At 73.8% G+C, this 23,915-nt stretch carries 18 protein-coding genes; 10 read left to right on the top strand and 8 right to left on the bottom strand.

The annotated features are described in order from the left end of the window. The first annotated feature begins 565 nt into the window (after positions 1-565). The gene (locus ACZ3YL_RS13840) at positions 566-1,447 is read left to right on the top strand and encodes a DUF3027 domain-containing protein (protein ID WP_465657330.1); all 882 of its coding nucleotides are present in this window, start codon (positions 566-568) and stop codon (positions 1,445-1,447) included. A 456-nt stretch (positions 1,448-1,903) separates the two neighbouring features. Further along, complete coding sequence (locus ACZ3YL_RS13835) at positions 1,904-5,200, top strand: sacsin N-terminal ATP-binding-like domain-containing protein (RefSeq protein WP_317621039.1); 3,297 nt, start codon at positions 1,904-1,906, stop codon at positions 5,198-5,200. On the opposite strand, the gene ACZ3YL_RS13830 is transcribed toward ACZ3YL_RS13835, so the two are convergent. From ACZ3YL_RS13830 to ACZ3YL_RS13820, 3 genes are all read right to left on the bottom strand, one after another. After that, a complete protein-coding gene (locus ACZ3YL_RS13830) occupies positions 5,197-5,445 on the bottom strand; it encodes a hypothetical protein (protein ID WP_188304689.1) in 249 nt (82 codons plus the stop codon). The two genes, ACZ3YL_RS13835 and ACZ3YL_RS13830, sit on opposite strands and share 4 nt — an antisense overlap. Positions 5,446-5,547: 102 nt before the next feature. After that, a complete protein-coding gene (locus ACZ3YL_RS13825) occupies positions 5,548-8,004 on the bottom strand; it encodes an HAD-IC family P-type ATPase (protein WP_465657279.1) in 2,457 nt (818 codons plus the stop codon). Positions 8,005-8,056: 52 nt separating this feature from the next. Next, the gene (locus ACZ3YL_RS13820; protein ID WP_188304687.1) at positions 8,057-8,359 is read right to left on the bottom strand and encodes a DUF2530 domain-containing protein; all 303 of its coding nucleotides are present in this window, start codon (positions 8,357-8,359) and stop codon (positions 8,057-8,059) included. Positions 8,360-8,554: 195 nt separating this feature from the next. On the opposite strand from ACZ3YL_RS13820, the gene ACZ3YL_RS13815 reads away from it, so the two are divergent. The 3 genes from ACZ3YL_RS13815 to ACZ3YL_RS13805 all read left to right on the top strand — a co-directional run bounded on the left by ACZ3YL_RS13815 (position 8,555) and on the right by ACZ3YL_RS13805 (position 13,262). Then, a complete protein-coding gene (locus ACZ3YL_RS13815; RefSeq protein ID WP_465657276.1) occupies positions 8,555-10,015 on the top strand; it encodes an NCS2 family permease in 1,461 nt (486 codons plus the stop codon). 362 nt (positions 10,016-10,377) lie between these two features. Further along, positions 10,378-11,301 (top strand): DUF4231 domain-containing protein, encoded by a 924-nt coding sequence (locus ACZ3YL_RS13810; RefSeq protein ID WP_188304685.1) that lies wholly within the window; start codon positions 10,378-10,380, stop codon positions 11,299-11,301. 251 nt (positions 11,302-11,552) lie between these two features. Beyond that, complete coding sequence (locus tag ACZ3YL_RS13805; RefSeq protein WP_188304684.1) at positions 11,553-13,262, top strand: hydrogenase maturation protein; 1,710 nt, start codon at positions 11,553-11,555, stop codon at positions 13,260-13,262. A gap of 123 nt (positions 13,263-13,385) precedes the next feature. Here ACZ3YL_RS13805 and ACZ3YL_RS13800 read toward each other — a convergent pair whose 3' ends face one another. Beyond that, entirely contained in the window at positions 13,386-14,216 is an 831-nt protein-coding gene (locus tag ACZ3YL_RS13800) for an MHYT domain-containing protein (RefSeq protein WP_188304683.1), read from the bottom strand. Positions 14,217-14,518: 302 nt separating this feature from the next. Further along, entirely contained in the window at positions 14,519-15,010 is a 492-nt protein-coding gene (locus ACZ3YL_RS13795; protein ID WP_223242203.1) for a VOC family protein, read from the bottom strand. Positions 15,011-15,131: 121 nt separating this feature from the next. On the opposite strand from ACZ3YL_RS13795, the gene ACZ3YL_RS13790 reads away from it, so the two are divergent. Continuing rightward, a complete protein-coding gene (locus tag ACZ3YL_RS13790) occupies positions 15,132-15,566 on the top strand; it encodes a MarR family winged helix-turn-helix transcriptional regulator (protein WP_030287092.1) in 435 nt (144 codons plus the stop codon). Positions 15,567-15,990: 424 nt separating this feature from the next. Next, positions 15,991-17,343 (top strand): MFS transporter, encoded by a 1,353-nt coding sequence (locus ACZ3YL_RS13785; protein ID WP_317621038.1) that lies wholly within the window; start codon positions 15,991-15,993, stop codon positions 17,341-17,343. 51 nt (positions 17,344-17,394) lie between these two features. On the opposite strand, the gene ACZ3YL_RS13780 is transcribed toward ACZ3YL_RS13785, so the two are convergent. Continuing rightward, positions 17,395-17,913 (bottom strand): GNAT family N-acetyltransferase, encoded by a 519-nt coding sequence (locus ACZ3YL_RS13780; RefSeq protein WP_188304682.1) that lies wholly within the window; start codon positions 17,911-17,913, stop codon positions 17,395-17,397. Between the two features lie 46 nt (positions 17,914-17,959). Here ACZ3YL_RS13780 and thpR point away from each other — a divergent pair, with 46 nt between their 5' ends. Then, entirely contained in the window at positions 17,960-18,541 is a 582-nt protein-coding gene (thpR, locus tag ACZ3YL_RS13775) for an RNA 2',3'-cyclic phosphodiesterase (RefSeq protein ID WP_465657272.1), read from the top strand. Positions 18,542-18,906: 365 nt separating this feature from the next. Here the strand turns inward: thpR and serC are convergent, their stop codons facing one another. Then, entirely contained in the window at positions 18,907-20,031 is a 1,125-nt protein-coding gene (serC, locus tag ACZ3YL_RS13770) for a phosphoserine transaminase (RefSeq protein ID WP_188304680.1), read from the bottom strand. A gap of 250 nt (positions 20,032-20,281) precedes the next feature. Further along, positions 20,282-21,382 carry a citrate synthase 2 gene (locus tag ACZ3YL_RS13765; protein ID WP_188304679.1) on the bottom strand — a complete coding sequence of 367 codons (1,101 nt, stop codon included), beginning with the start codon at positions 21,380-21,382 and terminating at the stop codon, positions 20,282-20,284. A gap of 419 nt (positions 21,383-21,801) precedes the next feature. Between ACZ3YL_RS13765 and pdxH the strand changes: the two genes are divergently transcribed. Together pdxH and ACZ3YL_RS13755 are read left to right on the top strand one after the other, a co-directional pair. Next, on the top strand, positions 21,802-22,434 hold the full coding sequence (gene pdxH, locus ACZ3YL_RS13760) for a pyridoxamine 5'-phosphate oxidase (protein WP_188304695.1): 633 nt from the start codon (positions 21,802-21,804) through the stop codon (positions 22,432-22,434). Between the two features lie 88 nt (positions 22,435-22,522). Further along, positions 22,523-23,914 (top strand): TIR-like protein FxsC, encoded by a 1,392-nt coding sequence (locus tag ACZ3YL_RS13755; protein WP_465657270.1) that lies wholly within the window; start codon positions 22,523-22,525, stop codon positions 23,912-23,914. Position 23,915: the final 1 nt, after the last annotated feature.

The raw sequence follows: 23,915 nt of genomic DNA, 5'->3' as shown, positions 1-23,915 counted from the left end.
GTCCGCGGGGGCCGGGTCCTCCGGCAGGTCGTTCTCGGGCAGGTCGTCGGGCAGGTCGTCCGGCGGGGCGTCCAGCGGGTCGTCCTCGGGCGGAACGGGCTTCTCCAGGCTGACCGGGGCGGTTGCGGACGCCCCGCCGTCGTCCGCCGGCTGCGGTTCGCCCGCAGCGGGGACAGGAGGCTGCTGTCGCGGCACGGCGTCCGCCTCGTCGGGGTTGCCGGCCTGCGAGGGGCGCAGTGCGTGATGCGACGGGTCGTCGTCCGCCACATGCTCATCCTGCCCCAGATTCGCCCGGGGTGACCCGGGAATCGGCAGGGCCCGGCGCGGCCTCGGAACGGTCGGCTCCGCCCCGGACTGTGCCGGGGCGCCGACCGGCGGGTAGCCTGCCCCAAGGTCCGTCCGCCGTGGCGCCGGGGCGCCGGCAGGCCGGACGAGCGGCGCGGCCGGTACCCGACGCGGCCCCGGGTCGCGCAGAATGGACGAGGGACTACCGAGCCGCGACGAGAAGGCAACACGCCGTGGGCGACAGAAGAACTGGGAGAGAATCGACGCCGTGAGTGCTGCGATGCGAAGCCGTACCCCCGACCGGCTCTGTGCCGAGGCCGTCGAACTCGCCCGCCAGGCAGCCGAGGAGGCCGTCGGGCCCGAGGCCGTCGGGCCGCACCTGGGTGTGCAGGCGGACGCCGACCGCGTCGTCACCCACAGTTTCGAGTGCCTGGATGCGGCCTACCGCGGCTGGCACTGGGCGATCACCGTCGCCCGCGCCCCGCGGGCGAAGAACGTGACGCTGGACGAGGTCGTGCTGCTGCCCGGCGAGGACGCCGTGCTGGCGCCCGAGTGGGTGCCGTGGAGCGAGCGGCTGCGCCCGGGCGACATGGGCCCCGGCGACCTGCTGCCCACCGGGGCCGACGACGAGCGGCTGGAGCCCGGCTGGAGCGGCGATGACGAGCCCGCGCCGAACTCCGCGGTCGCCCTGGCCGCCGAGGAGGACGTGGTCGTCACCGACCCGCACGTCCAGCCCGCCCCGGCCCGCGCCCAGATCAACGCGGTCGCCGACGAGCTGGGCCTGGGCCGCAGCCGGGTGCTCTCCCGGCTCGGTCTGCACCTGGCCGCCGACCGCTGGGAGAAGGCGCACGGCCCGCAGACCCCGATGGCGCAGGCCGCGCCCGCCGCGTGCGGCAGCTGCGGTTTCCTGATCCCGATCGGCGGCTCGCTCGGACAGGCCTTCGGCGTGTGCGGCAACGAGTTCGGCCCGGCCGACGGCCAGATCGTCTCCTTCGCGTACGGCTGCGGCGGGCACTCCGAGGCGGCCGTCATCCCGGCCCCGCCGGCGCCGTCCGAGCTGATCCTGGACGAGCTGGTGGTCGAGCCGCTGCAGCTCCACCCGGACCGCGCCTCCGGCTCGGTCGAGCCGGACGCCCCGGCGGAGGAGCTCGGCCACTCCTGAGCCGGCGTCGCCCGCGGCCCGTCCCATCTGAACCGGTGGGGCGGGCCGCGGCGTTCCTCCTGGTAGGGGCGCCCGTTCGCCGTGGTGCCCCGGCTGGCCTGCCGTCCGCGGGGACCCCCAAGCTCGCGGAGGGCGGCAGGGCGGGCCGTCGGCCCGGCAGTGGGGTGCCGGGTCGGCGGGCCCGTCACCCCGTCAGCCCCCCGCCGCCGCCCGTCGCCTCCCCGCCGTCGCCTCCGCCCGCCGCCGCAGGTGCCGCTGGTGCCCCTGGGGCCTTCGGGGCCTGAGTGCCGGACCGGGCGCTCCGCGGAACCGGCCGCTGACGGGCCTTCGCCTGCGGATTCCCCGGCCGGGGACGGTCCGTCGATGCCCACCGGAGCGGTCCGTGGTCGGGAGCAGTCGGTGGGGCAGGGAAGAATGCCCCTACGACGTACAGGGCGGCGGAAGGCGGCAGGTCCCGTGGAACCTCGGATCATCGGCAGTGGCACGGACGAGCACCTCGCGGACCCGTTCGGGAGCGCCGCGCTGCGCCGACGGGTGCTGGACGCCTGGGCCGCCTCGCCCGCCCGGTTCCGGGAGGACGCCAACGCCGAGGAGGAACTGGCCCTCGGCGGCTACCGCGACCGCCTGGTGGTCGAGTTGGCGCAGAACGCGGCCGACGCGGCCCTCCGGGCCGGGCACGGCCCCGGACGGCTGCGGCTGACCCTCGCCGACGGCGTCCTCGCCGCCGCCAACACCGGCGCCCCGCTGGACGCGGTGGGCGTCGAGTCGCTGTCCACCCTGCGCGCCTCCTCCAAGCGCGGAGAGCAGCCCGCCGTCGGCCGGTTCGGCGTCGGCTTCGCCGCCGTCCTCGCCGTCACCGACGAGCCCGCCGTGCTCGGCGCCGCCGGCGGGGTCCGCTGGTCGCTGGGCGAGGCCCGCTCGCTCGCCGAGGCGCAGCCCGCGCTCGTCGACGAACTGCGCCGCCGGGACGGCCACGTGCCGCTGCTGCGGCTGCCGTTCGCGGCCGAGGGCCCGGCCCCCGTGGGCTACGACACCGTGGTGGTGCTGCCGCTGCGGGACGCCGCCGCCGAGGACCTGACCAGGCGTCTGCTGGCCGGGATCGACGACGCCCTGCTGCTCACCCTGCCGGGCCTGGCCGAGGTCGTGGTGGAGACCCCGGAGGGCACCCGGACGCTCACCCGCGGCGCCGCCGAGCCGCGCCCGGACGGCGTCACCGAGGTCACCGTCACCGACGACGAGGGCGGGCGGCTGCGGCGCACCCTCTGGCAGACCGCCGGCGCCTCCGGCCGCCTGGACGCCGAACTGCTCGCCGACCGGCCCACCGAGGAGCGCGCCCGCCCGTACTGGACGGTCACCTGGGCCGTCCCGGTGGAGGAGGACGGCACCCCGCAGCGGCCCGCCATCGCGCCGGTGCTGCACGCCCCCACCCCCAGCGACGAGCCGATCGGACTGCCCGCGCTGCTGATCGCCTCCTACCCGCTGGACTCCACCCGCCGGCACATCGCCCCCGGCGCGCTCACCGACTTCCTCACCGAACGCGCCGCCGACAGCTACACCGACCTGCTGCGCGCCCGCGGCGCGGACCTCGGCTCGCTGGGCCTCGTCCCCGGGCCGCTCGGGCAGGGCGCGCTGGACAACGCGCTGCGCGCCGCGGTGCTCTCCCGGCTCCCCGGCACGCCGTTCCTGCCGCACCCCGGCGGCACCGAGGAGGGCACGCCCGCGCTGCGGCCCCGGGACGCGACCCTGCTGGAGGGCGCGGACGGCTCGGTGGTCGAGGCGCTCGCGCCGATCTTCCCCGGGCTGCTGCCGGCCGGCCTGGAGCGCCGCACCGAGCTGCGGGTGCTCAACGTGCGCCGGGTGCCGCTGGCCGAGGTGGTGGACCAACTCGGCGGTCTGGACCGGGACCCGGCCTGGTGGCGCAACCTGTACGCGGCGCTCGGCGCGGCCGACCCGGAGGCCCTCGGCGCGCTGCCCGTGCCGCTCGCCGACGGGCGGACCGTCACCGGGCCCCGGCGGGTCCTGCTGCCCTCCGAGGACGCCGACTGGGCGGCCTTCCCCGGCTACCCCGAGTCGCTCGCCGGGGCCCTGGCCGCGCTCGACCTGCGGCTCGCCCACCCCGAGGCCGCCCACCCGCTGCTGGCCAAGCTGGGCGCCGGCACCGCCACCCCGGCCGGGGTGCTGGACACCCCCGAGGTGCGAGCCGCCGTCGCCCGCTCCTACGAGCTGGCCGACGACGACCTGGACGCCGCGCTGGAGCTGGCCGACGCCGTCCTGGCCCTGGTGAAGGCCGCCGAACCGGGCGTCGGCGAACACCCCTGGCTGGCCCGGCTGGCGCTGCTGGACGACGAGGGCGAGCCCGCCCGCGCCGGCGAACTGGTGCTGCCCGGCAGCCCGTTCGCCGCGCTCGCGCGCGAGGAGGACGCCGGCTGGGTGGACGACGAGCTGCTGGAGCGCTGGGGCCCCGAGGTGCTCGCGGCCGTCGGCGTGCTCGCCGACTTCGTGCTGGTGCGCGCCGAGGACGTGGTGCTCGACCCGGACGACCTGGAGCGGCTCGACCCCACCGCCCCCGCCGACCGGGCGGCCGGCGGCCACCCCACCGGGCTGCTGGACGAGGCGCCCGACGGGCTCGCCGAATGGGCCGAGGACGCCCTGGAGGCACTGAACGCCGACGAGGTCATCGGCGTGCCGCCGGTGGCCGCCGAACTGCTGGCCGTCCGGGACCTCGACCTGGTCGACGACGACGCCTGGCCCCAGGCGCTCGCCGCGCTCGCCCGCCCGCCGTACCGGGACGCCGTGGTCACCCCGGTGCGCACCCTGCTGCCGGACGGCACGTACACCGACCTGCCGCCGTACACCGCCTGGTGGCTGCGCGACCACCCGGTGCTGGGCGGCCGCGAGCCCGCCGGGCTGCGCGCCGCCGGGGCCGACCCGCTGCTGCGCGGCCTGTACGACGAGGCGCGCACCACCCTGGACGAGCAGTTCCTGCACGCGCTCGGGGTGCGCACCACGCTGTCCGCGCTGCTCGCCGAGGTGCACGGCCCGGACGAGGTGCTGGACCGGCTCACCGACCCGGCCGCCGAGGTCGGGCACCGCCAACTGCACGGCATCCACAGCGCGTTGGCCCGGGTCGACCGGGAGCGGATCGAACCGCTCGACGTGGTGCGGGCGCTGCCGCCGCTGGACCCGGCCACCGGCCGCCGCCCGGACCACACGGTGATCGTGGACGCCACCGAGGCGGTCGTCGCCGACGCCCCCGACCTGGTCCAACTGCTGCACCCGTACCCGCTGTTGCCGGTCGCCCCGGCGCTCGCCGCGGACCTCGCCGAGCGGCTGCACGTGTCGCTGGCCAGCGAGGTGGCCGGCGGGCGGGTGCTCTCCGAGGGCGTGCTGCACCGCGTCCCGGCGGTGGTGCGGGAGCTGCTGCCCGGCTGCCCGGTCGCCTACGAGGAGCACGAGGAGCTGCTGGTGGTCGGCCCGGACGGCGGCGAGGCCGCCGTCGACTGGCGCTGGGACCACGAGGCGGACGCCCCGGAACCGCCGTACGATCCGGAGCTGGCCGAAGCCGACGACGAGGACGACGAGTTCGAGGTCCCGCCGGTGCCCGGACTGCTGCACGCGGCCACCCCGGAGGGCCTGGCGGCCGGGCTCGCCTGGTCGGTCGGGCAATGGCACCGGCGCTTCGAGGTGCTGGCCGCGCTCAGCGAGCCGGACCGGGCCTACGAGCTGTCCGCGGCCCGGGACTTCGAGGGCTAAGGCCTGTCGGGTCGGCCCGACCGGCCGGACAGGGCCTCACCGCCGCGCGGCTTGAGCCGCAGGTAGACGGTGGTGGTGACGGTCAGCCAGACCGCGCCGAGCGTCACCATCGCCGCCGTCTTCAGGGTGGGCGTCGGCCTGGCGGCCAGACCGACGCCCACCATCGCCAGCGCCGTCAGCCCGGCCGCCAGCAGCCCGCCCAGGAAGGCGATGAACGCCTCCAATTCCCCACCCTTGCGCGCCATTCGGCACCCCCTCTCGGGGGCCATGCTAGGGCGTGTCTTTCGGATCACGACGACCGCTTGGCGTGATCCGAAAGACACGCCCTAAGCGCAGGGGCCGTTCGCTCACTCCATGCCGCGGCGCTTCATCCAGGCCCAGCCGACCTCCAGCACCACGCCGCAGACCAGGGCGATGGCCACGCCCGTCCACGGGTCGCGTCGGCCGACCAGGGAGAGCTCGAAGAAGTCCGACAGCCACGGCACCGTCAGCACCAGCGCGAAGGCGAAGCACATGGTGCCGATCAGCAGCAGCCGCCACCAGTTGTACGGGCGGGCGACGATGGCGAGCACCCAGATGGCGATCAGGAAGAGCGTCAGGGTGGCCACGCTGGTGTCGGCCTTGAGGTCGGTGGCGTGGTCGGAGCGGGCCAGCGAGTAGGCGACGAAGGTGCCGGTGCCGGCGATGACGCCGCCGGGCACGGCCAGCCGCAGCACCCGCTTCACGAAGCCGGTGCGGGCCCGCTCGTTGTTGGGGGCGAGGGCGAGGAAGAAGGCCGGCACGCCGATGGTGAGGGTGGACAGCACGGTGGAGTGCCGGGGCAGGAACGGGTACGGCGAGTGGGTGAAGATCACCAGCAGCGCCAGCAGGACGGAGTAGACCGTCTTGACCAGGAACAGCCCGGCCACCCGCTCGATGTTGCCGATCACCCGGCGGCCTTCGGCCACCACCGAGGGCAGGGTCGCGAAGGAGTCGTTCAGCAGCACGATCTGGGCGACCGCCTTGGTGGCGTCCGAGCCGGTGCCCATCGCCACGCCGATGTCGGCGTCCTTGAGTGCCAGCACGTCGTTGACGCCGTCGCCGGTCATCGCCACGGTGTGGCCGCGCGACTGCAGCGCCCCGACCAGCTGGCGCTTCTGCTGCGGGGTGACCCGGCCGAAGACGCTGGTCCGGTCGGCGGTCTCGGCGAGCTGCTCGGGGTCCTGCGGCAGGGTGCGGGCGTCCAGCGGGCGGTCCGCGCCGGGCAGCCCGAGATGGCCGGCCACCGCGCCGACCGAGACGGCCGCGTCGCCGGAGATCACCTTGGCCCGGACGTTCTGCCCCTCGAAGTAGCGCAGGGTCTCGGCGGCGTCCGCGCGCAGCCGCTGCTGGAGCACCACCAGGGCCAGCGGGGTGAGGCCGGCCGCCGGGTCGGGGGAGTCCAGCGGGACGGGTGTGCGGCCGAGCAGCAGCACCCGCAGGCCCCGGGAGCCGAGCTCGTCCACCTCGGCGAGCGCCGGGTGCCCGGCGGGCAGCAGCACGTCCGGGGCGCCGAGCAGCCAGCTGGCCTCGCCGCCCTGGGGCTCCAGCAGCTGGACGCCGCTCCACTTGCGGGCGGAGGAGAAGGGCATCGCCTCGATCACCCGCCAGCCGTCGCCGCCCGGGCCGGCGCCGTCGCCGCGCCCGTACGCGTCGATGACGGCCTGCATGGACGGGTTGGGGCGGGCGTCGGCCCCGGCCATCACGGCGAGCGCGTGCTGGATCGTGTCCTTGTCGACCGGGGCGGACTCGCCGTCGGAGAGCACCCGCAGGTCGATGACGTCCATGCCGCCCTCGGTGAGGGTGCCGGTCTTGTCCAGGCAGACGGTGTCCACCCGGGCCAGGCCCTCGATCGCGGGCAGCTCCTGGACCAGGCACTGCCGGCGGCCCAGCCGGATCACCCCGATCGCGAAGGCGACCGAGGTCAGCAGCACCAGGCCCTCGGGGACCATCGGCACGATGCCGGCCACCATCCGGCGCACGGCCTCGCGCCAGTCGCGGCCCTCCACGGCCAGCTGGCTGATGATCAGGCCGATCGCGGTGGGGATCAGCAGGTAGGTGATGAACCGCAGGATGCTGTTGATGCCGCTGCGCAGCTCCGACTTCACCAGGGTGAACTTGCTGGCCTCCTCGGCCAGCTGCGCCGCGTAGGCCTCCCGGCCGACCCTGGTGGCGGTGAACGCGCCGGCGCCGGCCACCACGAAGCTGCCGGACATCACCTGGTCGCCGGGCTGCTTGAGGACGGGGTCGGGCTCGCCGGTGAGCAGCGACTCGTCGATCTCCAGGCCGTCCGCCTCGGTGACCTCGCCGTCCACGATCACCTTGTCGCCGATGCCGAGCAGCACGGTGTCGTCGAGGACGATCTCGGAGACCGGGACCTGCTGGACGGCGCCGTCCCGGCGGACCTGCGGCCTGGTCTCGCCGATCAGGGCCAGGCTGTCCAGGGTCTTCTTGGCGCGCAGCTCCTGGATGATGCCGATCGCCGTGTTGGCCACGATGACCAGGCCGAACAGGCCGTCCTGGAGGGGCCCGACGATCAGGATGATCCCGAACATGACGCCGATGATGGCGTTGAACCGGGTGAAGACGTTGGCCCGGACGATCTCCTTGGCGGACCGGCTGGACCGCACCGGGACGTCGTTGACCCGTCCGTCCGCCACCCGCTCGGCGACCTCCGCGGTGGTCAGGCCACCGCGCCGTCCGGGCAGCAGGCCGAGCGGGTGCGCTCCGTCCGGGCGGCCTCCGTCGGTCGGCTGCTCTTCCGCGGGCTGGGCAGGCTGCGTCATGGCACCGACTCTACGGGTGCCTTATGTCCGGTGCGTGCTACTAAAGGACTATTCAGTCCGACTGGGTGGACGGGCTCTGGCCGCCGTCCCCGGAGGTGTCCCGCGCGGCCTCGGCGGCACGGCTGCGGGCGATCGCGTCCCGCCGGGCGCGGCAGTACCAGAGGCCGATCAGGCCGAGCAGGCCGCCGGAGAGGCAGATCCACGGCCAGGTGCCGTGGCCGTGGTCGGAGAGGGTGCCCTGGAAGGGGAGCAGGGCGAGGAAGGCGACGAACCACAGCACCGTGCCGCCGCCGACGATGGCGACGTCATTGGCCTCCAGCGGAGGGGGCGAGGGGTGCAGCGGCGTCTTGGGCATGGGGCCTAGCGTACGGTGCGCGGGGGGCTCGGGGGGTGTGGCGGGTGCCCGGCCGGCGGCCTCCGGCGGCCCTCGGTGCTCTACGCGCGAAGATAGCGCGTGTGCGATCCGGAAACCATACTTAAAGGTCTACGCCCGGCCACCGTCGTCCCGGGTGGAACCCTCCTCCTCAGCTCCCCCACAGAGGACGCCCGCATGCCTGTGGTCCAGTCGGCCACCGAGTCGCCCGAACCCGCCTCCAGCGCGCCCACGCCCCCCTCCGGCGCCCTGGACCGCTACTTCAAGATCAGTGAGCGCGGCTCCACCCTGCCGCGCGAGATCCGCGGCGGTGTCGCCACCTTCTTCACCATGGCGTACATCCTGGTGCTGAACCCGATCATCCTGGCCAGCGCCACGGACATGACCGGGGCTCACCTGGACAGCGCCCAGCTGGTCACCGCCACCGCCCTCACCGCGGGCCTCACCACCCTGCTGATGGGCGTGGTCGGCAATGTGCCGATCGGCCTGGCCGCCGGCCTCGGCGTCAACACCATCGTGGCGCTGCAGCTCGCACCCAAGATGACCTGGCCGGACGCCATGGGCATGGTGGTGCTGGCCGGCTTCGCGATCATGCTGCTGGTCGCCACCGGCCTGCGCGAGCGGGTCATGAACGCCGTCCCGCTCGGCCTGCGCAAGGCCATCGCGATCGGCATCGGCCTGTTCATCACCCTCGTCGGCCTGGTCGACTCCGGCTTCGTCAGCCGCATCCCGGACGCCGCCCACACCACCGTCCCGCTGCAGCTCGGCGGCAACGGCCACCTGCTCGGCTTCCCGGTGCTGGTCTTCGTGGTCGGCCTGCTGCTGACCCTGATCCTGGTCAGCCGCAAGGTGCCCGGCGCAATCCTGATCAGCATCGCCGTCTCCACCGTGCTGGCCGTGGTGATCGACAAGTTCGCCGACGTCCCGGCGCTCAAGTGGGGCCTCACCGTCCCCACCTGGCCCGGCAACCCGGTGGCCGCCCCGGACTTCGGCCTGGTCGGCAAGGTCAGCCTGTTCGGCGGCTTCGAGAAGGTCGGCGTGCTGACCGGCGTGCTGTTCGTCTTCACCGTGCTGATGTCCTGCTTCTTCGACGCGATGGGCACCATCCTCGGCGTCGCCGACGAGGCCCACCTGCTCGACGAGAAGGGCGACCTGCCGGGCATCAACAGGATCCTGATGGTCGACGGCATCGCCACCGCGGCCGGCGGCGCCGCCTCCGCCTCCGCCAACACCTGCTTCGTCGAGTCCACCGCGGGCGTCGGCGAGGGCGCCCGCACCGGCTTCGCCTCGATCGTCACCGGCCTGCTCTTTGTGGTGGCGCTCTTCCTCACGCCGCTGGCCACCATGGTCCCGGCCCAGGCCGCCACCCCGGCCCTGGTCACGGTCGGCTTCCTGATCCTGGCCAACTCGATCAAGGAGATCGACTGGGCGGACTACACCATCGCGATCCCGGCCTTCCTGACCATCGTGATGATGCCGTTCACCTACTCGATCACCAACGGCATCGGCTTCGGCTTCATCGCCTTCTGCGTCCTGCGCCTGGCCGCCGGCCGCGGCCGTGGCGTGCCGGCCCCGATGTACGTGGTGGCGGCGGTGTTCGCCTTCTACTACCTGATGCCGGCCTTCGGCCTGCTCTGACGCCGTACGGCCCTCGACGGCCCCGCCCTCCGGAACCGGAGGGCGGGGCCGTCGGCGTCCGGGGCGGCGTTCTCCCGGGCCGCCGGCGTTCCGGTCGGGGCCCGGGCCGGCGTCCAGCAGGCGGGCGATCAGGGTGCGGTGGTCCTCGACGGCGTAGTCCGGGGCGGCGCCCCAGAACGCGGCCTGGCGGTGCGGGTCGGCGCAGTCGATGACGAGCTTCCAGTGCAGTGGCATGCGACCGGGTGTACCGGCCCCGGCTCGGGGGCAATCACCGGCGATCGGAAGGTGTCAAAAAGGTGACTGTGTAGGGCAGTTGGCGGCGGGCATACTGCCTGGACGGAGACGGGGAGGGGACTCGACCGATGGTGCAACAGGATCCGCCCGGGGGAGTCGAGGCGCGACTGCTGCCGGAGTTGTTCTGGCGGGCGGACAAGGCCTCGCTGGACGGACAGCGCGAGACGCTCCGCTGGCACCGCGGGCTGATCGCCATGCTGGTGGTCGCCGCGCTGATCGGCTCGCTCCCGGGCCCGGACCACAAGGGCGACAGCGATATCAAGCCACTGTTCTCGGTGGCCGCCTTCCTGATCGCCGGCTACTTCTGGTCCCGGCTGCGCCGCAGCAACCCGCAGGGCCGGTGGTACGAGGCGCGGGCGGCGGCCGAGTCGGTCAAGACGCTGGCCTGGAAGTACAGCGTCCGGGCCAGCCCGTTCGGTGGCGACGCCGACTCGCCGGACGCCGACCGCGGCTACCTGCTCCAGGTCGAGGACGTGCTGCGGGCCTTCGAGGACCCGGAGATCGTGCCGCCCGGCAGCGTCCCGGAGATCACCGAGGAGATGCGCCGCGCCCGGGCCGACAGCCTCGCCGCCCGGCGCACCCTCTACCTGCGCACCCGGGTCGAGAGCCAGCGCACCTGGTACCGCTCCCGGGCCGATTCCTGCGAGTCCCAGGCGGTCTCCTGGGGGCTCGGCATCGCGACGCTGATCATCATCGGCGCGGCGGCGGCCATCGCCCAGGCCACCGGCGCCCTGGAGGTGCACATCTTCGGCGCCAGCTCGGCCGCGGCCGCCGCGATCATCGCCTGGACCCAGCTCAAGCAGCTGCGCCCGCTGGCCGCCGCCTACCAGCTGGCCGCGCGCGAACTGGAGAACGTCGGCAACCAGCTCTCCGACCTCGACCTCAAGACGCCGGACGCCGAGGAGCGCTGGGCCCGGCTGGCCGCCGAGGCCGAGGACGCGGTCTCCCGCGAGCACACCACCTGGCGGGCCCGCCGGGCCTTCCCCCGGTAGCACCCGGGGCCGGTCGCGGGCCGGTCGCGGGCCGGTCGCGGGCCGGGTCATGGTCCTGGCGCCGGGTGTCCGGCGCCAGGCCGACTCCGGGGAGGGGCTGGGGAGATCCGGCGAAGCGGGGCCACGCCGGGGCCACAGGTGTGCGGGGTGCGTGAGAGTAGAGCGCCGAGCCACGGAACGTGACCATTGCGTGTCCATGCCGTGGTTTCATCGCCTCCGCGCGACCCGCAGTCCCTGCCCGGAGGCCCCCTGTGCGCATTCTCCTGATCGCCACCGCGTTCAACAGCCTGACCCAGCGCGTCCACACCGAGCTGCGCGAGCGCGGCCACCAGGTCGCCGTCCAACTCGCCCTCGGCGACGAACAGATGAGGGAGGCGGTGGCCCGGGTCGACCCGGAGCTGATCGTCTGCCCGATGCTCACCAGGGCCGTCCCCGCGGACATCTGGTCCACCCGGACGGTCTTGATCGTGCACCCCGGCCCGAAGGGCGACCGCGGCCCCTCCTCGCTCGACTGGGCGATCACCGAGGACGCCCGGCGCTGGGGCGTCACCGTGCTGCAGGCCGTCGAGGAGATGGACGCCGGCGACATCTGGGCGTCCGTCGAGTTCGCCGTCCCCGAGTGCGGCAAGAGCGAGCTGTACCGGGGCGAGGTCGCGGACGCCGCCGCCGAGGCCGTCCTGCTGGCCGTCCAGCGCTACGAGGGCGGGCTGTTCACCCCCGAGCCGCTGGACTACACCCGCCCCGACGTGCGCGGCGAACTGCGGCCGTTCCTGCGCCAGGAGGCGCGCCGGATCGACTGGCAGCAGGACGACACCGCCACCGTGCTGCGCAAGCTGCGCGCCGCCGACTCCCAGCCCGGCGTGCTCGACGAGCTGTACGGACGCGAGTTCTTCCTGCACGGCGGCCACCCCGAGGACCAGCTGCGCGGCCCGGAGCCCGGCGCCGTCCTCGCCACCCGGGACGGCGCGATCTGCCGGGCCACCGTGGACGGCGCGGTCTGGATCCCCCAGCTGCGCCCGCGCCGTACCCCCGGCGGGCCGGTCACCTTCAAGCTGCCGGCCGCGACGGTGCTCGCCGACGAGCTGCACCGGGTCCGCGAGGTGCCGGTGAGCCCGGCGGACGCGGCCCGCCGCACCACCTGGTCGGAGCTGCGCTACCACGAGGACGGCGAGGTCGGCTTCCTCGAGTTCGCCTACGCGGGCGGGGCGATGGGCACCGAGCAGTGCCGCCGGCTGCTGGCCGCCTACCGGGAGGCCGCCGCCCGGCCCACCTCGGTGCTGGTGCTGGGCGCGCCCCGGGACTTCTACTCCAACGGGATCCACCTCAACGTCATCGAGGGCGCGGCCTTCCCGGCGCTGGAGTCCTGGGAGAACATCAACGCGATGGACGACCTGGTCGAGGCCGTCCTGACCACCGACGACAAGCTGACCGTCGCCGCCCTGGCCGGGAACGCGGCGGCCGGCGGCCTGATGCTGGCGCTGGCCGCCGACGAGGTGTGGTGCCGGGAGTCGGCGGTGCTCAACCCGCACTACCGGCTGATGGGCCTGTACGGCTCCGAGTACTGGACGTACACCCTGCCCGCCCGGGTCGGCGCCGAGCAGGCCGAGCGGCTCACCACCGAGGCGCTGCCGGTCGGGGCCGAACACGCCCGCCGGATCGGCCTGGTGGACCGTACGGCCGGCGGGGACGCGGCCGGGTTCCGGCGCTGGGTGGCCCGGGAGGCTGCCGCGCTGGCGGACGCGCCGGAGCTCACCGGGCGGCTGGTGGACAAGAAGCGGCGCCGCGCCGAGGACGAGGAGGCCAAACCGCTGGCCGAGTACCGGGCCGAGGAACTGCGCCGGATGCACGCCAACTTCTACCGGGCGGGCGAGCCGTACCACGCGTTGCGGCGGGACTTCGTGCGCAAGGCCTGCCCGGTGGCCACACCGGAGCACCTGACCGGGCTGCTCGGCCGGCCCTGAGTGCCCGCGCGGACGTCCGGCCGGGGTGGGGGACCCGGCCGGACGTCGGTCCTTCCGGCGCTGGGCTTCAGCGCCGGTTCGGGGCGGTCCGGCGCAGTGCGGTGCCGCTCGGGGCGGTGCCGTTCAGCGCCGGGCGCCCGAGCCGGTCATGGAGCGTCGCTGCTGCGGGGGGACGCGCGGCGGCCGGGGCGGCAGCGGGGCCGCCGGGCCGGCCAGCAGGGGCTGGGTGGAGGGCTTGCTCGGTGAGACGGCGAAGGCCAGTGAGCCGAAGAAGACGTAGCAGCCCAGTCCGACGCCGAGCGGGAAGATGAACTGCAGCGCCATCACGCCGCTTTCGGTGGAGCGCGAGAAGTCCAGCTGGACGGAGAGCGCCGCCATGCCGGTGTAGTGCATCGCGCAGACGGCCACGCCCATCACGGGCGCCGCGGCCAGCACGGCGAGGGTGCCCCGGATGTTGAGCGCGGCCCAGAGCGCGGCCGTGGCCGCGAACACCGCGATGCCGACCGACAGCCAGACCGTGACGTGGTCGTAGCCGAGGTGGCCGGGCAGGACCATCGCGGCCATGCCCAGGTAGTGCATCGCGGCGACCCCGAGTCCGGTGGTCAGCCCGCCGATCAGCAGGGACAGCACGGGCCGGCGGCGCCAGTACCCGACGGTGAACAGTCCGACGCCCACCACGGCGACGGCGACCAGCAGGCTGAGCACGGTCAGCCCCGGCTGGTAGGTGATCTCGACGCCGCTGACCGAGAAGCCGAGCATCGCGATGAAGTGCATGGACCAGATGCCGGCCCCGAGCGAGGTCGACGCGAACAGCAGCCAGATCACCCGGCTGCGGCCGGTGGAGACGAGTGCCCAGCGGGCGCTGCGCAGGGCGACGAAGGCGCCGAGGCAGGCGACGAAGTACGAGACCGCTGGTGTCACCCAGCCGTGGTCGGCGTGATGGATCGCACCCAATTGAACTCCCTGGACGAGGGGTTGAGGGCGCCAGGGCTCGGGCGGACCCGGCAGGCCGGGTCGCCGGGGAGAAGTGGGGGAAGGGGCACGGAACGGGTGCCATCGAGAGGAGACCTGGCGTGTGCTGCCCCTGACAACGGGGACAGTAACGACTGCCGGGCAGTCGCACAATGTTCGGGTTTTTCGTGAACTCCCAGGTCAGAGCGGACCTTTACGCTGCCTGCAAGATCTCGGCACCAAGCCCTGACATCGCCTGCGCACGACCCCCGGGCCCCGCCGCCTGCCGCCGCCCCCTGCTGCGCCTACTGCCCGACGGCCTGGTCCAGCGGGGCCAGTCCGAACGGGTGGCCGGCCGGGTCGATCAGCACCCGGAGCGTGCGGCCGTGCTGGTAGCTGGGCTCGGTCGCGCCGAGCGCGAGCGCCTTCGCGGTGGACTCCTCCAGGTCATCGACGTAGAAGTCCAGGTGGAAGTGCTTGCTGCCGTCCGGCTCGGTCCACGGCTCCGGCCGGTAGCCGGTGACCCGCCCGAAGCCCAGCGGGCTGCCGCCCTCCGGGTTGTCCAGGATCGCGAAGTGCTCGTCCACGTGCCGGGTCTCCCAGCCGAGCAGCTCGCCGTAGAAGGAGGCCAGTGCGATCGGGTCGGCGCAGTCGATGGTGACCATGGCGAGCCGGGCGAAGCCGGTGTCGTCCGGCGCGGACTGCGGGTCCGGCAGGGTCTGCGCGGGCCGGACGGCCGGTGCGGACCGGACGGCCGGCGGCGACTGTACGGACGGTTCGGAGGCGAGGTCGGACATCACTGGTCGGCCCTTCCGGAGTCGGGAACGATCACCCATCACCAATATGGCACCGGGCCGATCCTCCGGCACGGTGGGAACCCGTTTTTCCTTAGCGAGAGTAATGACGTAAGCTAAAGAGATGCCCGAGATGTCCGAGCAGGACCTCGCAGCGATCTCACAGCTGCGGTCGTCCACGATGCGCCTCTCCCGACGACTCAAACACCAACGGGTGGAGGAGTCACTGAGTCCCACCGAGATGGGAGTGCTGGGCACCCTCGCCCGGTGCGGGAAGGCGACGCCGGGTGAGCTCGCCCGGAAGGAGCACGTGCAGCCGCCTTCGATGACCAGGATCGTCGCGATGCTGGAGGAGAAGGGGCTGGTGCGGCGCGAACCGCACCCCGAGGACCGCCGCCAGGTGGTCGTCAGCAGCACCGAGCAGGCCGAGACGATCCTCACGGAGAGTCGCCGGCGCCGAAACGTCTGGCTCGCCGAGCTCGCCCAGGGGCTCGACGATGAGGAGTGGGCCGTCCTGCGGGAGGCCGCACCCGTGCTCTACAAGCTCGCACACCTCTAGGCACACCGAACCCGGCCGGCCGCCGGGAGGAGAAGGAGTCAGCATCACCGCAGGACCGACCACCGAAACCAGCAGCGCGACGGCCCCCGCCAGGGCCGTCGCGCCACGAGGGGAGACCACCGTGACACCGCCGGCCGCAGCCAGCGCCGCCGCCATCCGTACCGACGACCCGACCAGCGACCCCGCCGCGGACAACACCGCGGCCGCCGACGCCCAGGCCCCCGCCCCCAGCGGACTGCCCGGCAACGGCGACGACGACCCCGACGAACGCACCGCGGCGCATCCCGCCGCTCAGGGCCGAGCCCATTCGTCCCGCCCGTCGCCCACCACCACCCTTCTGGCGACGAGCTCCGCTCGGCCCCTCTCATCTCCCACCGGTTCGGTTCCGGTTCCCACGACTTCGGTTCCGGCTCCCACGGCTTCGGTGCCGTCTCCCGCGGCTTCGGCCGCATCGCCGACCGGCGCCGAGTTCACCCGGCCCCGGGGGATGTTCTCCTCGCTGCGCGTACGCAACTACCGCTACTACTTCGTCGGCCAGGTGGTGTCCAACACCGGCACCTGGATGCAGCGGATCGCCCAGGACTGGCTGGTCCTCAGCCTCACCGGCAGCCCGCTCGCGGTCGGCATCACCACCGCCATGCAGTTCCTGCCGATGCTGCTGCTCGGCCTGTTCGGCGGCGTGCTCGCCGACCGGATGCCCAAGCGCCGGCTGCTGATCTACACCCAGGGCGCCATGGGCCTGCTCGCCGCGGGCCTGGCCGTCCTGACCGTCGGCGGCGTGGTGACGCCGTACTACGTGTACGCCTTCGCCCTGCTGCTCGGCCTGGTCACCGTGGTCGACAACCCGACCCGGCAGGCCTTCGTGTCCGAGATGGTCGGGCCCAAGGACCTCGCCAACGCCGTCAGCCTGAACGCCGCCAACTTCCAGACCGCCCGGCTGGTCGGCCCCGCCGTCGCGGGCCTGCTGATCGCCGCGGTCGGCAGCGGCTGGGCGTTCGCCGTCAACGCGCTGTCCTTCGCCGCCGTGATCGGCGGGCTGCTCGCGATGCGGGAGTCCGAGCTGCGCCCGACCGAGCCGATCGCCCGCGAGAAGGGCCAGCTGCGCGAGGGCCTGCGGTACGTGAAGGAGCGGCCCGAGCTGCTCTGGCCGATGGTGATGGCCGGGTTCATCGGCACCTTCGGGTTCAACTTCCCGACGCTGCTGTCCGGCTTCGCGCACGACACCTTCAAGGTGGGCGCCGGGCAGTACGGCCTGCTGAACACCGCGATGGCGGTCGGCTCGCTGGCCGGCGCACTGCTCGCCGCCCGCCGGGGCGCGCCCCGGCTGCGCCGGCTGGTCGCCGCGGCGCTGGCCTTCGGCACCCTGGAGGTCGTCGCGGCCTTCGCGCCCGACTACTGGACCTTCGCGCTGCTGCTGACGCTGATCGGGGTGTTCGGGCTGAGCTTCAACACCTCGGTCAACTCCATGCTGCAGCTGGGCACCGACCCCGAGATGCGCGGCCGGGTGATGGGCCTGCTGGTGCTGGTCTTCACCGGCGGCACGCCGATCGGCGCCCCGGTCGTCGGCTGGGTCACCGCCTCGTACGGGCCCCGGCTCGGCCTGCTGGCCTGCGGCCTGGTGTCCGCGCTGGCGGCCGGCGCGGTCGGCCTGGTGCTGGCCCGCAGCGCCGACCTGCGGGTGCGGTTCGACCTCCACCCGGGCCGCGGCGGGCGGGTGGTGGCCTTCGTGCCGCGCACCGCTCCGGCGCTCAAGTCCGAGCTGGCCGCCGCCTGCTGATGTGTGGTCAGAGAATCCCGGAAGATGATTCCGGGGTTCTCTGACGCTCCGTCAGAGCCGGATCTCCAGCACCTGGCCGGGCCAGAGGCCGGACGGCTGCTCGACCTCGAAGCCCACGGTCTCGGTGAAGCCGAGCGCCCGGTACAGGCCGACCAGCTTGCGGTCGTTGCCGGCGTAGCAGTCCACCCGCAGCAGGCCGATGCCGCGCCGGCGGGCCTCCTCGATCGCGTCGGCGATCAGCGCGGCGCCGATGCCCGAGCCCTTGCGGCTGCGGTCGGTGACCAGGCTGCGCACGTACAGCTCGCGTTCATCTGCGGCGGGGATCCACTTGCCGCGGTCCTCGTTGAGCACGCAGCAGCCGATCGTACGGCCGTCCTCGTCCACCGCGAGGCGGATCAGGAAGGGCTCCTCGGCGTACGAGGCGACCTGGTCGACCCGGGCCGGGTTGGTGCTGAAGGGCTGGTCGCCCCATTGGCCGGTGCGCTCCTGGGCGGCCAGCCAGGAGACGGCGCCGTCGAGCAGGGACAGGATGTCGGGGACGTCCGCGGGACCCCCGTTGCGGATCTTCATGGAAATCCGTTCTACACCGAACGGCCGAGCAGGGGAAGATCGGACCATGAGGCTGTTCGTGGCTGTCCTGCCGCCCGCCGAGGCACTACAGGGGCTCTGCGCCGCCGTCGAGCCGGTGCGCGCCCTGCCCGGGGCGGACCGGCTGCGCTGGACCGCCGTCGAGGGCTGGCACCTGACCCTGGCCTTCCTCGGCCAGGTGCCCGCCGAGCGGCTGCCGGAGCTGGAGGCCGCCCTGGCGGCCGTGGCCGCCGTGCACCCGGCGCACCGGCTGCGGATCGCCGGCTCCGGCCGGTTCGGCGAGCGGGTGCTCTGGGCCGGGGTCGAGGGGCGGACCAGGGAGCTGCGCCGGCTCGCCGAGGACGTCATCGAGGCCGTCGCCGAGGTCGGCGGGGAGCCCGACGCCGTCGCCTTCCACCCCCACCTCACGCTGGCCCGGGCCGGCTCCCCGCGCGGCCACCGGCGGGCCGTCCAGCGGGTCGCCGCGGCCGGGCTGGACGCCCTGGCGGCGGCGCTGGCGCCCTACCGGGGGCCGGAGTGGGAGGCCGCCGAGCTGCACCTGATGAAGAGCGACCTGGACGGGGGCTTCGCCCACTACGAGTCGCTGCGCTCCTGGGCGCTGGCGGACTAGGGCGGGTCTGGGTCCGAAGGAGGGGGGCTCGGGGCCGAGGGCCTCGGGTTCGTCCGGGTGTGAGCCACAGGTACGCTCGATGACCGTGGACCCCAAGACTCGAATGCGCATCGTCTCCGGCACCCTGGTGCTGCTGCTGGTCGTCGTACTGATCAGCTCGCTGGCCGGCAAGTAGCGGGCAGCCGGTAGCCCGGCCCCCGGCCGGTCGGCACGCCGGCCCCGGCAGGTCAGCCCAGGAACGTCGGCCCCGGACACGGCTGAGGGCCACCGCCCGCAGGCGGTGGCCCTCAGCCGTGTCCTCGGAGGCTCAGCCCCCTCAGCCGTGTCCTCGGAGGCTCAGCCCCCTCAGCCGTGTCCTCGGAGGCTCAGCCGGCCAGCTGCTCCACCACGTAGTCGATGCAGTGGGTGAGCGCCTCGACGTCCGCCGGGTCGATCGCCGGGAACATCGCGATGCGCAGCTGGTTGCGGCCCAGCTTGCGGTACGGCTCGGTGTCCACGATGCCGTTGGCACGCAGTGCCTTGGCGACCGCGGCGGCGTCCACCGACTCGTCGAAGTCGATGGTGCCGACCACCTGGGAGCGCTCGGCCGGGTTCGCCACGAACGGGGTCGCGTAGGGGGACTTCTCCGCCCAGGCGTACAGCCGGGACGAGGAATCAGCAGTACGGGCGACGGCCCAGTCCAGCCCGCCGTTGCCGTTCATCCACTCCAGCTGGTCGGCCAGCAGGAACAGCGTGGAGAGCGCCGGGGTGTTGTACGTCTGGTCCTTCGACGAGTTGTCGATGGCCGTCGGCAGCGAGAAGAACGGCGGGACGTAGCGGCCGGAGCCGGCGATCTCGGCGGCGCGCTCCAGGGCGGCCGGGGAGAAGGTGGCCAGCCACAGGCCGCCCTCGGAGGCGAAGGACTTCTGCGGGGCGAAGTAGTAGACGTCGGTCTCGGTGATGTCGACCGGCAGGCCGCCGGCGCCCGAGGTGGCGTCCACCAGCACCAGCGAGCCGTCGTCCGCACCCGCCGGGCGCTTGATCGGCATCGCGACGCCGGTCGAGGTCTCGTTGTGGGTGAGGCCGTAGACGTCCACGCCCGCCTCGGCGACCGGCAGCGGGTGGGTGCCCGGGGCGGTCTTGATCACCGTCGGCTCGGCCAGCCAGGGGGCGGCCTTGACCGAGGAGGCGAACTTCGAGGAGAACTCGCCGAAGTCCAGGTGCTGGGACTTCTCCCGCACCAGGCCGAAGGCGGCGATGTCCCAGAAGGCGGTGGAGCCGCCGTTGCCGAGGACGACTTCGTAGCCCTCCGGCAGCGAGAAGAGGCTGCTCACGCCCTCGCGCACGCGCTTGACCACGTTCTTGACCGGGGCCTGGCGGTGGGAGGTGCCGAGCAGGGAGGTCTGGGTGGCGGCGAGGGCACTCAGGGCCTCGGGGCGCACCTTGGACGGTCCGCAGCCGAAACGGCCGTCTGCGGGCTTGATGTCAGCGGGGATCTGGATCTGAGCCACGCGCGCAGCCTACTGGCTGGGGGCCGTGCGGGGGTACGGTCGTCCGCCCGCTGAGATTGTGATGTTGACTGCTCATCGGCATGCGAACAGCGGGCCCGGCCGGAGCCGGACCCGCTGGTCAGGGGTGGTGCGGAGCCGGCTCGGCGGCGGCCGAGCGGAGCTCAGTGGGCGCTCGTTCGGGCGCTCGGCGAGAGCTCGACGAGAGCTCGGCGGGCGCTCGGCGGGCGCTCGTCGGGAGCTCAGTGGGAGCTCAGTGGGCGATGGCGTCCCAGCCCTCGACGGCCTCGGGGCGGCGCGGGCCGGGGCCGATGTAGCGCGCGGAGGGGCGCACGAGGCGACCGGTGCGCTTCTGCTCCAGGATGTGCGCCGACCAGCCCGCGGTGCGCGCACAGGTGAACATCGAGGTGAACATGTGCGCCGGGACCTCGGCGAAGTCCAGCATGATCGCGGCCCAGAACTCGACGTTGGTGGCGAGCACGCGGTCCGGGCGACGGTTGTGCAGCTCCTCCAGCGCGGCCTTCTCCAGCGCCTCGGCGACCTCGAAGCGCGGGGCGCCGAGCTCCTTGGCGGTGCGGCGCAGCACGCGGGCGCGCGGGTCCTCGGCGCGGTAGACGCGGTGGCCGAAGCCCATCAGCCGCTCGCCCTTGTCCAGCGCGTTCTTGACCCAGGTGGTGGCGTCGCCGGTGCGCTCGATCTCCTCGATCATGCCGAGCACCCGGGACGGGGCGCCGCCGTGCAGCGGGCCGGACATCGCGCCGACCGCGCCGGAGAGCGCGGCCGCGACGTCGGCGCCGGTGGAGGCGATGACCCGGGCGGTGAAGGTGGAGGCGTTCATGCCGTGCTCGGCGGCGGAGGTCCAGTAGGCGTCGACGGCCTTGACGTGCTTCGGGTCCGGCTCGCCGCGCCAGCGGATCATGAACCGCTCGACGACCGTCTCGGCCTTGTCGATCTCGCTCTGCGGGACCATCGGCAGGCCCTGGCCGCGGGCGGACTGGGCGACGTAGGACAGCGCCATCACGGCGGCGCGGGCGAGGTCGTCGCGGGCCTGCTCGGCGGAGATGTCGAGCAGCGGCTTCAGGCCCCAGACCGGGGCGAGCATGGCGAGCGCGGACTGGACGTCGACCCGGATGTCGCCGGAGTGCACCGGGATGGGGAACGGCTCGGCGGCCGGCAGGCCGGGGTTGAACTTGCCGTCCACGAGCAGGCCCCACACGTGGCCGAAGGAGACGTGGCCGACCAGGTCGTCGATGTCGACACCGCGGTACCGCAGGGCGCCGCCTTCACGGTCGGGTTCGGCGATTTCGCTCTCGAACGCGACGACTCCCTCAAGCCCGGGTACGAAGTCGGACATGCGACGGCTCCTTCAGTTCTGGGATCGGCGCTCCGCCGTGGTGGGGGCGGTTCGCCAGTGACCGAATCGTGGTTGGCACTCGGTGCCAGAGTGACAGGCACGGGGTGCATTGCGCCATACACCACCGCGGTGATGTTTCCCGTGGGGACCACTTGACTTTCCCGCCGAGGGTCGGTCGTGCCCGGGGGGCCCCTGGAACCAAACGCCAAGTTCCGGACAATTCCCCGTACGGCGGGCGGCCAAGCGGTGGCGAGTCACCATATCTCCGGCCGGGGTTTGTCCGGAGGTAGCGGTGCCGGTTGCTTGTCGTACGGGATGATGTTGGCGTGCAGACCCCGGAACGCGCCCAGTCGACGCCCCCGAGCCCCGCCACCCGGACCCCGGCCGGCGAGGACCGCCCCGGCCCGGACCTCACCGTGATGCGCAAGCACTACGTCCACGAGGGCCTGGCCGAGGAGCAGCTCGCACCCGAGCCGATCGGCCAGTTCACCCGCTGGTTCCACGAGGCCGACGAGGCCGGGGTGGTGGAGGCCAACGCCATGGTGCTCTCCACCGCCGACGCCCAGGGCCGGCCCAGCTCGCGCACCGTCCTGCTCAAGAGCTACGACGTGCGCGGCTTCGTGTTCTTCACCAACTACGGCTCCCGCAAGGGCTCCGAGCTCGCCGCCAACCCCTACGCCGGACTGCTCTTCCCGTGGATCGCGCTGGCCCGCCAGGTGATCGTCCAGGGCCGGGTCGAGAAGGTCGGCCGGGACGAGACCGCCGCCTACTTCCGCACCCGCCCGCACGGCTCCCAACTCGGCGCCTGGGCCAGCGAACAGTCCAGCCCGGTCAGCGACCGCGCCGTCCTCGAACAGCGCTACGCCGACCTCGAACGCCGCTACCCCGAGGGCGAGGGCGTCCCCGTCCCGCCGTTCTGGGGCGGCTACCGGGTCGTCCCGGAGAGCGTCGAGTTCTGGCAGGGGCGCGAGAACCGCCTGCACGACCGCCTCCGCTACCTCGCCGACCCGGCCGGCTCCACGGGGTGGCGGGTGGAGCGCCTCTGCCCGTGACGTCCGGCCCGGGGTGCCATCTTCGGAGTTGCCCCCCGATTCCGGCCGTCCCGCCGGTACGGTGGTCCGGGTCGACGGATCAGGGGCTGTGGCCGGGGGTGCCGTGGAGCCGTTCTTCTTCTTCAGCTACGCGCACCGGGACCAGGTGTCCGGCGGTAGCTTCGTGGACCAGTTCTTCAGCGACCTCAAGGACGAACTGGCCTGCCTGGAACCGGCCGCCGGCCCGGACGGACTCGGCTACCGGGACACCGAGCGGCTGCGGCTCGGCGACGACTGGGAGCGGCAGCTCTCCGGGACGGTCGCCACCTGCCGCACCCTGGTCGCGCTGTACTCCCGGGCGTACTTCGCCAGCGCGTACTGCGGCAAGGAATGGATGGCGTTCAACGAACGAGTCGTCAGACACCGGGAGTTGACCGGCGCCGCGGTGCCTGCCCTGATCCCGGTGCTCTGGGAGCCGCTGCCCGCCGAACTGCCGGCCGAGGTGCTGCGGATCCAGTACGTCCAGCACGACCTCGGCGAGGCCTACGCCGCCGGCGGGTTACGGGCCCTGCTGCGGGCCGATCCGAGGGGGCTGGACTACCTCCGGGTGGTCAAGGTGATCGCGGAGCGGGTGCGGGAGGCGGCCGCCCAGTGTCTCGGCGAGTTGCCGTCCCTGGATCTCGGCCGGGTGGACGGCTGGCCCCCGACGCCCGATGCGGACCCGCCGTCGGCCAGGCCCGGACTGGTCCGGCTGTTCGTGGCGGCCGGCCGGGCGGGCCCGGGCGACGCATCACCGGCGGAGCCCGCGGGTGGCGGGCGGTACGGCCCGCAGCCCTGGGACTGGGCGCCCTACCACCCGCCGACGGTGCCCTCCCTGGTGGCCCAGGCCCAGCGGGTGGTCACCAGGGCCGGGCACATCACGACCATGGACGAGGTCGGCCCCGGGCTGATCCGGGACCTCGACCGGGCCCGGGAGGGCAACCAGGTCAGCGTGCTGTTGGTGGACCCGTGGTCGGCGGGGCGCGAGCCGTACCGGCAGGCACTGCGCGAGTACGACGACCAGAACCACCCGGTCACCGGGGTCCTGGTGCCGGTCGGGACGGACGACCCGCCGGAAGGGCCGGCCCGCGCGCAACTCTGGGACGGGGTGCGCGCGGTGTTCCCGCGCAACTGGTTGCACCGCTCCGGGCCGGAACCACTCTTCCGGGTGAAGGTGACCCGGGAGCGCTTCGAGAGCGAACTCCTGCGAGCCGTGACGGTCGCCCAGAACCGCCTGCTGGACGACGAGTTCGACGAAGAAGACCCGTACGCCGTGCGCGCCTCCTTCGGGCTCGAACCGGGCGTGCCGATGCTGCCCGGGCTCGCCGTCCCGGCCGGGCCGGCCCCCGGGGCACGGTTGCCGAGCCAGGCGACCGGTCCGTCCAGGCCGGTCGTCACTCCACCGGGACCCGCCGTCGATCCGTCACCCGTCGCCGACCAGTCGAGCCGAGGAGAGCCGTAGC

Source organism: Kitasatospora sp. NPDC023176, from assembly GCF_055560495.1.
Note: the sequence above shows the minus strand (reverse complement) of the source record. Positions and strands in the feature narration are given on the sequence as shown.